Consider the following 13,876-nt stretch of genomic DNA (forward strand, 5'->3'; position numbering starts at 1 on the left):
GCTTAGGGGGAGTCCTGATCCTCAAATATTTCCGTGAAGTTCGCCGGAGCTACACCACTGGCCCGCAGGCGTGTCTGGAGTCCCTGGCGGGACACGGCCAGGCGCTCCGCCGTGCTGCGAAGGTCTCCACGGCAGGCATCGAGGGCAGACAGCAATTCTCCCAGAGGGACATCCGCGGCCAGCCGGCAGTCCCGGAGGGTTTTTAGACGCCGATAGATCGCCGGCCTGGAAACACCGAGGTCTCGCGCGATGGTGGCAACCTCGTAGCGTGCCTTCTTCCAGGCCTCGGCAAAGACCTCATCGGAGACATCGGCGAGGCGTTTCGGAGAAGGTTCATTAATCTGGGACTTTCGACTTTGAGACTGGGCCTCGGAGGGCCTTGCGTCACCGGAAGATCGCCGCCACCGCGCACGAATGGTGGCGGGCACCTGCAGGCCGTCGTGGGACACATTGCTGATCTGGGCCACGATGTGCTGACACTCACGAATATTTCCCGGCCAGGGGTAGAGCAAAAATTCCTCAAAGAGCCGCGCCCAGGCGCCCGGGCCGGCGTTTCCGCGATATACATCCCAGGTATCGTCCGCCTCCCGGGCGCGAGCACGAAAAAAATCCGCTGCGAGGAGAGCGACATCTTCGGCTCGCTCGGCCAGAGCGGGAAGGCGTATCTCCAGGGCGCCGAGGCGGTAACGCAGCGCGGGGCGAAAGCTATCCCGCAAGTGATCGGGATCCTGCTCCATGGCGGCGATTACGCGCAGATCAACACGCTGGGGGTTTCCGCCGACCACCTGGATTTCCCGCTCCTGCAGCGCCCGCAAGAGCATCGGTTGCAAAGCAGGTGGCGTATCACCCACCTCGTCAAGAAACAGCGTGCCGCCGTCCGCTTCCTGGAAGAAACCCCGCCGGTGGCTGTCGGCGCCCGTGTAGGCGCCCTTTCGCGCGCCGAAGAGCGCGGCGCTGGCAATTTCCGTCGGCAGCGCAGCCATATTGACGGCAACCCAGGGCTCCCCCGATGAACAGGCAAGAGCGTGGATAGCTCTGGCAATGCGTTCTTTACCACTCCCCGTGGGTCCGATGAGCAATACATCGTCGCGGCTCTTGGCGGCGGCCAGGGCGCTTTCACGCAACGCCGCCATGGCGGCGCTCACGCCGCGCAGGGCTACAAGTTCCCCCATGCCGTCGGATGGAGCAACGTGTCCCCGTAATCGGAGATGCAGGACGATGCGCTGCGCAAGGGTCAAAACCACACCGGACATCAACTGATCTTCAGAAAGCGTCGCTTCGTCCCGCAGTTCCTGCCCGTTGATGCGCAAGCGGGAACTCCCCTCATGACGGAGCAGCCGCCAGCACTCCCCGTCCCGCATCAGGCTGAAGGCCTTGCGACTGACGACTCGCTCACCAAGACCTTCGCCCGTACTTTCGTGGGTACTCCCGACAGTGCTTTCGGCAACATTCACGGCTACCAAGGCATCAGCGCTCTCGAGGGAGCCATTACACGCATCCGGCGGTTCCCCCGGGCGGGAAGGCTGAAACGTCGGCGAATGACGGCCAAAGCTGATGACTTTTTCGTGAGGAGACGCACGAAAAATCGCCCCGATGCGCGACGTGTCCGGATGAAAAGCAAGGACCGCATACAACTCCAACGGCGCCTGCCGATGCCCTCCGGTGTGAGTGAAGCCAGTGTCACTACTGTCGATGGAGCGGGTGCTTCCCCCGTCTTCAGAATTGCTCACAGGCCCCTCCGCTAACGATGCCGATAATCCTGAGCATAGCAGCCAAGCGTCAGGAAGAAAGCATCAAGGATCAGCCGAAGATGAGCACCACCGACAAAAACACCAGCCAGAGACCCGCGCTGCGGTAAAGAATATTTCCGAGTTCCCGCGCGCTCTCGCCGTGATTGCAGGCCACGCCTGCCAACTCCTGAAGGAGCTGGGATGCGGGTGTAGCGTCCGCGAAATGTTTGAGTGGTGCGCGTTTGCTCACCGCCATGAAATCGCCAGTCAAGGCAAAGGTCAGACCCAGAACGCGCGAGGGAGCCCAGTCAGCCCAGCGCAATAGCTGCGTGTATGCCGATGGCGGCTGTTCTCTCTCCGCAAGAACCGAGACAACGCGATACAACACCGCCGCAAGCACTCCCCCGAGGGCAAAATAGAACAGCGGAGCAAACCAACGGGCATAGCCGCTGTAAACCAAGCGCTCCATGGGTCCGGGTTCATGAGATTCGGGCTCATGGATTGGCGCCCACAAGGCCTCCAGGGCAGCGGTAGCGGCCAGCGGATCCGTGGCGGCGCGAGCCTCAAAGCGCTCCAGAGCGGTATGAAAATCCGCTCGCCCCAGGCTCCACACAAACAGTCCCGCCGTGGCCAGGAGTTCCAGCAAACCAAAGAGCCAGTCATCGATGGTCGCCAACGCCCAGACTACAACCAGGGTGACGGCTATAAGAGTGATCGCGACCCGCACCGCCGGGCTGACAATGCGGCCCGTGGCCCAGCGATTCCACTGCAGCAGCCAGGTATCCCGCTGAAGAAAACTATCAGGCTGGATGACCTGATGGAGGGACAGGGCAATGATCATGGCAAGAAAGGTCATCGCGCTAAGAATCCCTTTGTGTGTGAACGATGGTATGAGACCCGGAACGGAGGCCTTGCCTCAGGCGGTTCCAGTCAAAAGCCTCCCCCGGGTCCGTCTTTCTGCCCGGAGCAATATCGCTGTGCCCGACGATGGGTCCCCGCGCCAGGGACGGCATCCGACAGCGAAGCTCTCCTATGAGAGAGCTGAGCATTGCATACTGCATATCTTCATAGGCCTGATAATCCGTACCTTCCAGCTCTATGCCAATGCTAAAGTCGTTGCAGTTTACCCTGCTCCCCCAGGTCGATACGCCGGCGTGCCACGCCCGATCGTGACAGGAGACAAACTGGGTCAGGGCACCCTCGCGATTGATAAAAAAATGTGCGGAGACTTCCAGCCCCCGCAATTCATCAAACGACGGATCCCGGGAGCAATCCAGAGTGTTGCAAAACAGCGCCTCCACATCATCACCGCCAAAACGGCCGGGAGGCAGGGAGATATTGTGCACCACCAGCATATCCGGCGCCCAGGGCGCGGGTCGGACATTGCAGTTGGGCGAAGGGCAGTGGCGGGCCCCTTCGAGCCAGCCATTCCACGCTTTGGATTGGGACATAGGGCGCATTGTGTGCATCAAACCCGTCAACGGCAAGCGTCCTGACAGTTTCGGATACGGACCCCTCACTGCTACCATGGCCCTTCTTCTGCTGTGCCACTGAACCGGTAGCTTTCATGACCTTAAATCTTCACCGTGTCCCCGACGACATTGTCGATGCGAATGTTCAGGCCGCTCTTGCCGAGGATATCGGCGACGGAGACATCACGGCGGAGCTGCTACCTGCTGACAGCATGGCTGAGGCCACCATTGTCACCCGCGATGAGGGAGTGCTCTGTGGCCAACAGTGGGTTAACAGGGTTTTTGAGCAGGTTGATGACCGTATCATGCTCCAGTGGAACACCTCCGACGGTGATAGTCTAAGAGCAGGCCAGACCCTGCTCCAGCTGCGGGGGCCTGCCCGCGGCCTCCTGACGGCAGAACGCACGGCCCTCAATTTTCTTCAGACCCTGTCGGGCACGGCGACCCGGTGTCGGGAATATGCCCAGCGTGTGGAAGGTACGGGCGTTCGCCTCCTGGATACGCGCAAAACGCTCCCGGGACTCCGGGCGGCGCAAAAATACGCCGTGCGCTGCGGCGGATGCCACAACCACCGCGTGGGTCTTTTCGATGCCTTTCTTATCAAGGAAAATCACATCCTTGCCTGTGGCGGTATTCCTGCGGCGGTCATGCGAGCGAGGGAAAATGCGCCCGGGAAACCCGTTGAAGTAGAGGTGGAAAGCATGGACGAGTTGGTTCAAGCCATCGATGCGGAGTGCGAGCGCGTCATGCTGGATAACTTTGATCTCGACGCGATGCGCGAAGCGGTGCGGCTTAACGACGGCAGAGCGGAGCTTGAAGCCTCGGGAAACGTAACCCTGGAGACCCTTGCTGCCATCGCGCAAACCGGCGTGGACTTTATTTCTATCGGTGCCCTGACCAAAGGCTGCGAGCCTCTGGATTTATCGATGCGGCTTTCCTGAACCCGGCCCCCGGCGGTCGGCCCTGAAAAGGCGCAGGAGGCAGGCGCAGGAGCTATCAGAGGGGCAGCAAAGCCTCGGCGCTGACGAGCACACCATTGCGATCCGCGTAAACGTAGTCCCCACTTCGCACCGTGGTACCACCGATATCGATGGGCAGATCACGCTGCCCCTCACCCCGCTTATCGGTTTTCTGGGGGCAGGCTCCCAGGGCTTTCACGCCCAGAGCAAGGGTCGCGAGAATCTCAACATCGCGAACAGCCCCTGCGATCACTAAACCAGACCAACCGTTTTCCACGGCCTTCGCGGCCAGCTGATCACCCAGGAGGGCGCGTCGTAACGAGCAGCCCCCATCCACCACCATCACCCGGCCCTCTCCCGGCTGTTGCACCAGTTCCTTCACCAGGGAGTTGTCCTCAAAACACTTGACCGTCACCGCCACACCCGTGAAGTTGTCCACGCCCCCAAAATCCCGCCAGGCGTGAATGAGTGCTCGCGCGTCGGGAGCGCTGTCCGCGAGATCCGGCGTACTGAAGCTGTCTGCCATCAGAGCCACCCCACGGGGTAATCCTGCAATGCACCACCGGCATTCGCGACGGCCCCGGCATACCCCTCACAGCGCGGCAGAATGCTTTGCGCATAGAACGTCGCCGTGGCGACCTTGCGGGCATAGAAATCATTGTCGTCTCCCGCCGTCAGAGCGGCCTGGGCAACAAAAGCGCCCCGGGCCAGCTGCCAGCCCCCGAACAGGTAGCCGGTCTGCATCATATAATCGAAGGCTGCCGCCCTCGCCGCTTCGGGAGTGTGAGCAAGCATCTGCAAAATCGCTTCCGTGGAGCTGGCGTGCAGTGCCGCCGCGCTCTCCAGCGCCTTGCCAACGATAGCAAGCTCACCCCCGGCATCAATGTAAGTCCTGGCATCGGCACGAATTTCCTCGATAACAATGCCCATGGCGGTACCACCATCCCGACCCAGCTTACGACCCACAAGATCTGCCGCCTGAATACCGTTGGTACCCTCGTAAATGGGGGTAATCCGCACATCGCGAAGGTACTGGGCTGCGCCGGTCTCCTCGACATATCCCATGCCACCGTGCACCTGCACCCCCAGGGACGTCAGCTCCACACCCACCTCGGTCATCCAACCCTTAATAACGGGGATCATAAGGTCGATACGCGCCTGCGATGCGACGCGGTCGGACTCCGGCCCGTAATGCGCCAGATCCATGGTGACGGCTTCGCTGTAGGCAAGGGCCCGCATCGCTTCATTAAGCGCCTTCATGGTCAGAAGCATACGTTTGACATCGGGATGCTCGATGATGGGCACGCCTCCCTGCACACGCTCCTTTGCGTAAGCCAGAGCCTGTTGATAGGCGCCCTCGGAGGCGCCCAGACCCTGCAGTCCCACTTTTAGACGCGCCTCGTTCATCATGGTGAACATGCAGGTAAGCCCGCGGTTCTCCTCGCCCACGAGATAGCCGACGGCACCGCCATCATCGCCGAAGGCCATGACACAGGTGGGGCTGCCATGGATGCCAAGTTTGTGTTCCGTCGATACGGGATACACATCGTTGCGCTCCCCCAGGCTGCCATCGGCATTCACCAGAAACTTGGGCACCAAAAACAGTGATATCCCGCTGGAGCCCTCGGGCGCATCAGGAAGCTTGGCGAGCACGAGATGCACGATGTTATCGACGGCGTCGTGGTCACCCCAGGTGATATAGATTTTCTGTCCGGAAATAAGATAGTGATCGCCATTGGGAACCGCACGGGTTTTCATAACACCAAGATCTGATCCAGCGCCGGATTCCGTGAGGTTCATGGTGCCCGTCCACTCACCGGTATGAAGTTTTTCAAGGTAGATGGCCTTGAGCTCATCGCTGGCATGGGATGCGATAGCCAGCGCTGCGCCGCTACTCAAAAACGGTGCCAGGGCAAAGGCCATATCGGCACCGTTCCACATTTCTGATGCCGCCGTGCCATAGAGCTCCGGCAGGCCCTGCCCCCCAAACTCCGCGTCGGCGGAGATGCCAAACCAGCCACCCTGGGCCAACTGTTGCAGGGCCTCGGCATAGCCGGGAGAAATATGCACCTTTTGATCTTCACAGCGGGCGGGATTCATGTCTCCCACCCGACGGAGCGGACCGAGGACCTCCCCGGCAAGCTTTCCCCCCTCATCCAGAAGCGCGGCTGTGAGCTCTTCTCCCACGCCCAGTTCCTCAAAACGGGGCAGGCTGCCCAGGGTTTCGCCAACGCGCAGGACTTCATCAATCACAAATCGCATGTCTTCCAGGGGGGCACGATACATAGCAGAAAAGCCTCTAAATATTCCCGAGTAATGGATGGGCGCGGACAGCGCGCCGGGAGACCCAAGTATAAAGGCTTGGCAGAAAGGCGGCATCATCGCGATACTGTGACGCTTGTACAGCTCCCGGTTGCCCGCATGAATCTCCATCGCATCGACCTTAACCTGCTGGTCTATCTCGACGCTCTGCTTCGCGAGCGAAATGTGACCCAGGCCGCTCAGCAGCTCAATCTGTCACAGCCTGCCATGAGTAACGGCTTACGGCGCCTGCGCACCCTGTTTGACGACCCCCTGCTCGTGCGGACTTCCGAGGGCATGACTCCCACGGAGCGGGCCCTGGAGCTCGAACCGCTGGTGCGGGATGCCCTGTCGCGTATTGATCAGGCCGTGCAGCCCCGCTCTGCTTTTCATCCGGAGGAAGCCCAGGGCGTGTTCAGAATCATGGCCAGTGATTACGCAGAATCCACCTTGTTTCCTCAGGTGCTGGGCAAGCTCCGCCACGAGGCGCCGGGTATAACCCTGGATATAATGACGCCCTCAGACGTCAGTTTCCTCGACGTCGAGCGAGGCAAAGTCGACATGGTGATCAATCGCTTTGATTCCATGCCCCAGTCTTTCCATCAGATCCCCCTGTGGGACGACAGCTTCTCCTGCCTCCTCAGTACCCACCACCCGATCCTCGATGACTTCACCCTGGAGAAATATCTCGAGTCCGATCACGTCTGGGTCAGCAAAACCGGCATGGGAGTAGGCGTAGGCGTCAACCCCGATGATGTGCAGCGTCTTGGCTGGGTAGACGCTGCCCTCAACCGTCTCGGTAAAAAGCGCCAGATTCGAGTGTTTACCCGTCACTACCAGGCTGCGATGACCCTGGCAGAGCACAACGACCTGATTGTCACGCTGCCCACCCGCGCGGCGCTGCTGAAGCGGGACAACCCGCGCCTGGTACGTCGGGACCCGCCCATGGAAATCCCGCCCCTGGAGCTCAAAATGGCCTGGAGCCCTCTGCTTCAGCACAATCCCGGGAACCGCTGGCTGCGCAAACTCATCGTTGAAACGGCGCGTCACATTGTTTCTACGGACAAAATTGCTGCGGATAAAGTGGCTTCGGATAAATCCGCCTGACACAGGCATTCATTGGATAAATGACGGCGATCAAAGCCATCGACTTTGGAAATTATGGCCCAGAGATTAATATCGCCCCTTTACAGTCGCGATCGTGCGTTTGCACGATAGGAGCAAGGAGTTTAGGCCATGACAAATCGCGTTTCACGAGCAGGCTTACAAGTAGCACCGGTTATCGCAACACTGCTGGAGGAGCAAATCTGCCCGGGTGTTGATATCAATGCCGATGACTTTTGGGCGAGCCTCGCTCGCATCATCGAGGAACTGCGGCCGCGGAACCTGGAGTTGCTTACCATTCGCGAACGCATGCAGGAGCAAATCGATGCCTGGCACCGTCAGCACCCCGGGCCTGATTACGACCGGGCCGCCTACAAAGCATTTTTACAGGATATTGGATATCTCCTCCCTGCGCCCGCGCCGTTTTCCATAAGCACGGAAAACGTTGACCCGGAGGTGGCTACTATCGCCGGCCCTCAACTGGTCGTTCCCGTCATGAACGCACGCTACGCCCTGAATGCAGCCAATGCTCGCTGGGGCAGCCTCTACGATGCACTCTACGGCACCGATGTGATTTCTGAGGAAGACGGGGCCGAGCGCGGGGGAGGCTACAACCCCGTACGCGGTGCGAAGGTCATCGCCTGGGCCCGTGACTTCCTCGACAAACACTTCCCCCTTGAGTCCGGCAGTCACCATGAGGCTTTGCGGTATCTGATCACCGACGGTGCCCTTGACGTCGAAATTGGCAACGAGCGTGAAAAAACCACTCTGGCCGATGGGGCACAGCTTTGCGGCTACCGGGGCTCCGCTGACGCGCCCGAGGCCGTACTGCTCAAGCACAATGGCCTCCACCTCGAAATACAGATCGATCCCTCAAGTTCCATCGGTGCGGAAGACAAAGCGGGGGTCAAGGATCTGCTCATGGAGTCAGCAATCAGTACCATTCAGGATTGCGAGGACTCCGTTGCCGCGGTGGACGCCGAGGACAAAGCCATCGTTTACGGCAACTGGCTGGGCTTGATGCGCGGCGACTTGAGCGAGCAGTTTACCAAGGGGGGGCAGAGCCAGACCCGCAAGCTCAACCCGGACCGTCACTACACCGCCCTCGATGGCAGTGATCTGGTGCTGCCTGGCCGCAGCCTGATGTTCGTGCGCAACGTCGGTCATCTCATGACCAACGAAGCGATTCTTGACAGTGAGGGCAACGAAATCCCCGAAGGCATCATGGATGCCATGTTCACCGCGGCCATCGCCCTCCACGATTTAAAAGGCGAGGGAGAGATTCGCAATTCCCGTTGCGGTAGCGTCTACATCGTAAAACCCAAAATGCACGGCCCCGATGAAGTCAGCTTCACCGTGGATCTGTTTTCCCGCGTCGAAGATGCGCTGGGCATGTCCAGGAACACGCTCAAGCTGGGCATCATGGACGAGGAACGGCGCACGACGATCAACCTTGAAGAGTGCATATGTCGGGCAAAGGAGCGCGTGGTATTCATTAACACGGGCTTCCTTGATCGCACGGGCGACGAAATTCACACCAGCATGGCAGCCGCTGCCATGACGCCCAAGGGAGACATGAAGTCAGAGGCCTGGATCAGCGCCTATGAGGACCACAATGTCGACGCCGGCCTCGCCTGCGGGCTTCTGGGCCGCGCCCAGATCGGCAAGGGTATGTGGGCAATGCCCGACCTGATGGCCGCGATGTTGGATGCGAAGATCGGTCATCCCAAAGCTGGCGCGAGCACCGCCTGGGTGCCCTCTCCCACCGCGGCAACCCTTCACGTCACCCATTATCACGATGTGGATGTCGCCGCCGTGCAGTCCCGGCTCAAGGAACGGGAACCCGCATCCATTGACGACATTCTCGCTATCCCCCTGCGCGGAGCGGCGAATATGAGCTCCGAGGACATTCAGCGCGAGCTGGACAACAACGCCCAGGGCATCCTCGGCTATGTGGTTCGCTGGATTGATCAGGGAGTAGGCTGCTCCAAGGTGCCGGATATTCACAACGTGGGCTTGATGGAAGACCGGGCAACGCTGCGCATCTCATCGCAGCATATCGCCAACTGGCTCACCCATGGCGTTTGCAGCGAGAGCCAGGTTCGGGAAACCCTGGAGCGTATGGCAGCCGTGGTCGACAAACAGAATGCCAGCGACCCGCTGTACCAGCCCATGGCACCAAACTTCGACGATAGCGTGGCCTTTCAAGCTGCCTGCGATCTGGTGTTTCTCGGTACGGAGCAGCCCAGCGGTTACACAGAGCCCGTGCTCCATGCGCGGCGCCGGGAGGCGAAGGCGGCAGCCTAGGTAGGCTGCCATTGCCGAGCAACCCGAGGCAACTACGCGCTATTCAGGCGTAGCTGCCTCACACCGACTACAAATCAGCCAGCGCCTGCATAGGCGGCAAATACTCATAACCCAGGGCCTCGGACACCGCCTGATAGGTCACTTTCCCGTTGTGCACGTTTAATCCGTCACGTAAATAGCGATCATCTTCCAGCGCTTTCTTAAGGCCTTTTGATGCCAGTGACAGAACGTACGGAAGCGTTGCGTTGGTCAATGCCAGCGTAGAGGTTCGCGCAACGCCTCCTGGCATGTTGGCGACGCAGTAGTGCACAACGTCGTCAACAATGTAACAGGGGTTCTGATGCGTGGTGGGCCGACTTGTTTCAAAGCACCCCCCTTGATCAATAGCGACGTCGACCATCACCGAACCCGGCTTCATCCTGGACACCAGTTCTGCTGAAATCAACTTGGGTGCAGCGGCACCGGGAACGAGCACCGCACCCACAACAAGATCCGCCTCCAGAGCATGGCGCTCGAGGGCATCACGGGTGGAGTAGAGCGTTTTCATTCGGCCTTCGAACAGTGTATCCAGTTCCTTCAGGCGTGTGATGGAGCGATCCACGATGGTGACGTCGGCGCCCAAGCCCATGGCCATGCGCGCGGCGTTGACTCCCACCACCCCACCACCGATGACTAAAACCCGTGCTGGCTCAACACCCGGTACGCCTCCAAGCAATGTGCCGCTACCGCCCTGCGCTTTTTCGAGGCTGTGACAGCCCGCCTGAATCGCCATTCGCCCGGCCACTTCGCTCATGGGCGCCAACAGCGGAAGGCCCCCTTGAGCACTGGTCACAGTTTCATAGGCAATGGCGCTGGCCCCGGACTCTACTAACAAACGCGTCTGTTCTGGATCCGGCGCTAAGTGAAGGTAGGTAAACAGAAGCTGACCCGGCCTGATCATGCGACACTCATCAGGCTGGGGTTCTTTTACCTTCACGATCATTTCGGCCTGGGCGAAAACAGATTCTGCGTCGGCACCTATGCGCGCCCCCGCCGCCTCGTACTGGGCGTCATCAAAACCGATGGATGCGCCTCCACAGGTCTCGATAAGAACCTCATGCCCGGCATGCACCAGTTCACTGACCCCTGCGGGTGTGAGTCCAATCCGGTATTCATGATTCTTGATTTCTTTGGGGACCCCAATAAGCATGCTGATGCTCTCCGTAAGGATATGGAAACGGCGCGTATGTTAGACGCCTCAAGGGGATCGCACCCTACCTCTTTAGGGTGACGAGTCAGTCCTCGTCAACACTGACATCTTTGTACTGCAGGTTGGTTAACTGCTCGGACAGCAGACCGAGAAGAAAAATGATCACACCCGAGGAGATGAGTAGCGCGGTCATATTGGTAAAACGCCAGGAGTCACTCACCATGGCTGTGGCAACGTAGTTAACCCCACCTAATCCGGCGGTCAAAACTGAAAACGGGAAATACACTTTGAGAGGGGAGTACAAGGTCCCCACCTTGAAAATGATCAACAGAAACCGGAGGCCGTCACGCAGCAGGTTGATGTGTCCCTTGCCCTGTCTCTTGGCCACCTTGATGGGGAGAAATCCTACGGAGTAGCCCGCCCGGTAGAACGCCATAGTTGATGTAGTGGGGTAGCTGAATCCGTTGGGTAGCAAGTAGAGAAAGCTCAAAAACTTGCGACGATCTACCGCGCGAAAGCCTGAAGTAAGATCGTCAATGGGCTGCCCTACCATCCAACTGGCAAAACGATTGTAGAAACTATTGGCACCCCAGCGTGCAACGCTCGCCTGAGAACCAAGCCCCGATCGCGCACCCACCACCAGATCAAACCCCTCATCGAACTTGAAAAGCAGTCGTTCAACGTCCGCCGGCGCGTGCTGGCCGTCAGCATCCATAAAAACCAGGATATCTCCGGTCGCCGCCCGGGCACCCCGCTTGATGGCGGCACCATTCCCCTTACTGTAGGGCTGTGTGATCACGGTAGCGCCGGCATCGGCGGCGACTTCGCCCGTACCATCGGTGGAGCCGTCGTCGATTACGATGAGCTCAAAGTCCGGCCGTAAGGAAATCAGCTGCTTTGTTACCACAGCAATCGTACTGGCTTCATTTCGCGCCGGGATAACGATAGACACGCTTAACAAAAAACTATTCTCCTGTGCGATAAAGCGCCAGCATCTCACTCTGCTCAACGCTGAGTCGCCCATCCTTCTCAAGTGTCAGCAATTTTCGCCTCGTTCCCTCACAAGCGTCTTCCGCCCGTGTTGCCAGACAGAAGTGTAATTTCATCAGCATGAGCTGAACGTCCTCCGGGGAATGAGACAAAGCCTCCTGTGTATACCACAAGGCTCTTCCGTAACGCTCCAGTGCATTTTCCAGAACAGCCAGGGTCGATAGGAGTGGTTCAAAATCATTGTTTAATGCCGTGCTCGCAGCCAGGACATAAAGCCGGTCGGCAAGCTCGAGTACGGCGGCACGATCACAACTTTTATCGTGAACCCCCTCGATAAGCAACTGCATTGCCTCCCGTGCAGCTCGGTCTTTCAGACCCGAGAAGTTCTTTAGGGATGAAAAATCATACTCGTCAAGAGGCTGGCCTGAAACACAGGAAAGGGCCAATACGTAAACGGCTCTGTTCAAATGATAACCTGGCTCGCCTTCTGGGTACGCCCTGTCAGCGTATTTCATTGCCAGCTCAAGATCTGCATGTTTCGCCTGCAAAAGGGCCATGGCCCGGTTCGCTCGTGGCGACTCGGGATGCCCGTTCACCTCGTGCAAGGCAATCATTTCGAGCTTGGACCATATGCGTGCCTGTGCTCCGGTCTCTACCAACAACCACCCGCCGTAGATCAACACCCAGATTAGCAAGGGAACTTTTACTGCGGGGGCTTTCTTCAGGAATGCTCCAGCCCCAAACCCCAGCGCAAGGGCAAGCCCCAGGCTCGGGAAATAGTTCCGATGTTCAAAATACGGCTCAAGCGCTATCACCGATGATTCTACGGAATGGCCCAGGAGGAAAACTGCCGCGCACATTAGCACCTGTGCCCCAAGGACCTTTTGCCTTCTCCAAAAGCTCAAAGCCAGTAAAGCTGAGAAAAATAAAATGCTCAGCACGGTTGAAGGCGGACTGAATAAGCCACTCGATAAGGCAAGATCATCATGGATCAAACCCATACGCCCCGTGTCTGGAACAAAAAATTGAGCAATATAATCAAACAGGATTCGCGGCTGGCTAAGCACCCGCTCTGTGACAGTGAAGTCCCGGACCTCATAGCCCGCCACAATCCAGGACCATTTAGCCGCCACAACACAGATCGCGGCAGCCGATAGAACAACAAAGATTCTGGCAGCCGCCACACGCACCGCGCAGCCCCGGGGCCGCCCCGGGGTTACGGGATAAAGTGCCAGCAGGCTCGGCACTATCAGCACTAGCGTTGCCGCATTCTCTTTCGCAAAAAGCGCCAGGATTGCGGTGACCAAAGCGGCAGCAGACCAAAATACATGCATCCTCGATTCAGTATCAAAGGACCGTCTCCACCGCAGGGTAAACAACAGTGTTAAGAGCATGAAGGAGCTGGACAAAAGCGTCATGCGTTGCACGTGGTAGAGCACCGTGGACAGCTGTAGTGGTGCCCAGCACCAGACCATCGCGACAAGGAGCGCGCAGACGCGAGACGACGTTGGCTCAAACTTTGAAAATATAGCAAGCGCCAGAAGATAGACGAGGACGGTATTTACAAGGTGAATTCCAAGATTAACTGTCTTCCCGGTGGCTGAACCTGCGCCTAGAATCGCTGCCTCTGCAACAAAGGACGCCATTGCCACCGGGCGCCCAAGGGGGCCTGAAGTGTTCCCAAATACGATGGATAACGTTTCTGTGGTGTCCAGGGTGTCGGGATTGATCACCGGTATATTGGACCGATCGTCGAGCAGAGCGGGCCCCTCGATGCCCGGAGCATAGGCCCAACTCGCCAGGCCGGCGATGAGCAAAAGCGAC

Annotated in this window: 11 protein-coding genes; 3 read left to right on the plus strand and 8 right to left on the minus strand. The window is 58.8% G+C overall.

The annotated features are described in order from the left end of the window. Positions 1 to 2: 2 nt before the first annotated feature. The 3 genes from KT71_RS14885 to ampD all read right to left on the minus strand — a co-directional run bounded on the left by KT71_RS14885 (position 3) and on the right by ampD (position 3,181). Positions 3 to 1,730: a sigma 54-interacting transcriptional regulator gene (locus tag KT71_RS14885; RefSeq protein ID WP_023660142.1), complete on the minus strand. Its 1,728-nt coding sequence runs from the start codon at positions 1,728 to 1,730 to the stop codon at positions 3 to 5. Positions 1,731 to 1,800: 70 nt separating this feature from the next. Then, positions 1,801 to 2,586 (minus strand): regulatory signaling modulator protein AmpE, encoded by a 786-nt coding sequence (gene ampE / locus KT71_RS14890; protein ID WP_008294540.1) that lies wholly within the window; start codon positions 2,584 to 2,586, stop codon positions 1,801 to 1,803. A 4-nt stretch (positions 2,587 to 2,590) separates the two neighbouring features. Continuing rightward, positions 2,591 to 3,181 (minus strand): 1,6-anhydro-N-acetylmuramyl-L-alanine amidase AmpD, encoded by a 591-nt coding sequence (ampD, locus tag KT71_RS14895; protein WP_008294539.1) that lies wholly within the window; start codon positions 3,179 to 3,181, stop codon positions 2,591 to 2,593. 116 nt (positions 3,182 to 3,297) lie between these two features. Between ampD and nadC the strand changes: the two genes are divergently transcribed. Next, positions 3,298 to 4,143, plus strand: coding sequence for a carboxylating nicotinate-nucleotide diphosphorylase (nadC, locus tag KT71_RS14900; RefSeq protein ID WP_008294538.1), 846 nt, complete (start codon positions 3,298 to 3,300; stop codon positions 4,141 to 4,143). 55 nt (positions 4,144 to 4,198) lie between these two features. Here the strand turns inward: nadC and rraA are convergent, their stop codons facing one another. Both rraA and KT71_RS14910 read right to left on the minus strand, forming a co-directional pair. Continuing rightward, positions 4,199 to 4,687 (minus strand): ribonuclease E activity regulator RraA, encoded by a 489-nt coding sequence (gene rraA, locus KT71_RS14905; RefSeq protein ID WP_008294537.1) that lies wholly within the window; start codon positions 4,685 to 4,687, stop codon positions 4,199 to 4,201. Beyond that, positions 4,687 to 6,447, minus strand: a complete 1,761-nt coding sequence (locus KT71_RS14910) for an acyl-CoA dehydrogenase (RefSeq protein ID WP_008294536.1) — start codon at positions 6,445 to 6,447, stop codon at positions 4,687 to 4,689. The genes rraA and KT71_RS14910 overlap by 1 nt, the downstream gene beginning before the upstream one ends. Positions 6,448 to 6,582: 135 nt before the next feature. Here KT71_RS14910 and KT71_RS14915 point away from each other — a divergent pair, with 135 nt between their 5' ends. Further along, positions 6,583 to 7,569 (plus strand): LysR family transcriptional regulator, encoded by a 987-nt coding sequence (locus tag KT71_RS14915; protein WP_040363323.1) that lies wholly within the window; start codon positions 6,583 to 6,585, stop codon positions 7,567 to 7,569. A 129-nt stretch (positions 7,570 to 7,698) separates the two neighbouring features. Continuing rightward, positions 7,699 to 9,873 (plus strand): malate synthase G, encoded by a 2,175-nt coding sequence (locus tag KT71_RS14920; protein ID WP_008294534.1) that lies wholly within the window; start codon positions 7,699 to 7,701, stop codon positions 9,871 to 9,873. A gap of 67 nt (positions 9,874 to 9,940) precedes the next feature. Here KT71_RS14920 and ald read toward each other — a convergent pair whose 3' ends face one another. The 3 genes from ald to KT71_RS14935 all read right to left on the minus strand — a co-directional run bounded on the left by ald (position 9,941) and on the right by KT71_RS14935 (position 13,869). Then, the gene (ald, locus tag KT71_RS14925; RefSeq protein ID WP_008294533.1) at positions 9,941 to 11,062 is read right to left on the minus strand and encodes an alanine dehydrogenase; all 1,122 of its coding nucleotides are present in this window, start codon (positions 11,060 to 11,062) and stop codon (positions 9,941 to 9,943) included. A gap of 85 nt (positions 11,063 to 11,147) precedes the next feature. Then, positions 11,148 to 12,014, minus strand: a complete 867-nt coding sequence (locus KT71_RS14930) for a glycosyltransferase family 2 protein (RefSeq protein ID WP_008294532.1) — start codon at positions 12,012 to 12,014, stop codon at positions 11,148 to 11,150. A gap of 13 nt (positions 12,015 to 12,027) precedes the next feature. Next, complete coding sequence (locus KT71_RS14935; protein ID WP_008294531.1) at positions 12,028 to 13,869, minus strand: hypothetical protein; 1,842 nt, start codon at positions 13,867 to 13,869, stop codon at positions 12,028 to 12,030. Positions 13,870 to 13,876 lie beyond the last annotated feature (7 nt).

Origin of the sequence: Congregibacter litoralis KT71, from assembly GCF_000153125.2 — a bacterium.
Classification (GTDB): Bacteria; Pseudomonadota; Gammaproteobacteria; order Pseudomonadales; family Halieaceae; genus Congregibacter; species Congregibacter litoralis.

Excerpts from the sequence above, each read along its gene's own strand:
- KT71_RS14920 (WP_008294534.1), top strand. The coding sequence starts at position 7,699 with ATGACAAATCGCGTTTCACGAGCAGGCTTACAAGTAGCACCGGTTATC.
- KT71_RS14910 (WP_008294536.1), bottom strand. The coding sequence starts at position 6,447 with ATGTATCGTGCCCCCCTGGAAGACATGCGATTTGTGATTGATGAAGTC.
- KT71_RS14915 (WP_040363323.1), top strand. The coding sequence starts at position 6,583 with ATGAATCTCCATCGCATCGACCTTAACCTGCTGGTCTATCTCGACGCT.
- ald (WP_008294533.1), bottom strand. The coding sequence starts at position 11,062 with ATGCTTATTGGGGTCCCCAAAGAAATCAAGAATCATGAATACCGGATT.
- rraA (WP_008294537.1), bottom strand. The coding sequence starts at position 4,687 with ATGGCAGACAGCTTCAGTACGCCGGATCTCGCGGACAGCGCTCCCGAC.
- nadC (WP_008294538.1), top strand. The coding sequence starts at position 3,298 with ATGACCTTAAATCTTCACCGTGTCCCCGACGACATTGTCGATGCGAAT.
- ampE (WP_008294540.1), bottom strand. The coding sequence starts at position 2,586 with ATGACCTTTCTTGCCATGATCATTGCCCTGTCCCTCCATCAGGTCATC.
- ampD (WP_008294539.1), bottom strand. The coding sequence starts at position 3,181 with ATGTCCCAATCCAAAGCGTGGAATGGCTGGCTCGAAGGGGCCCGCCAC.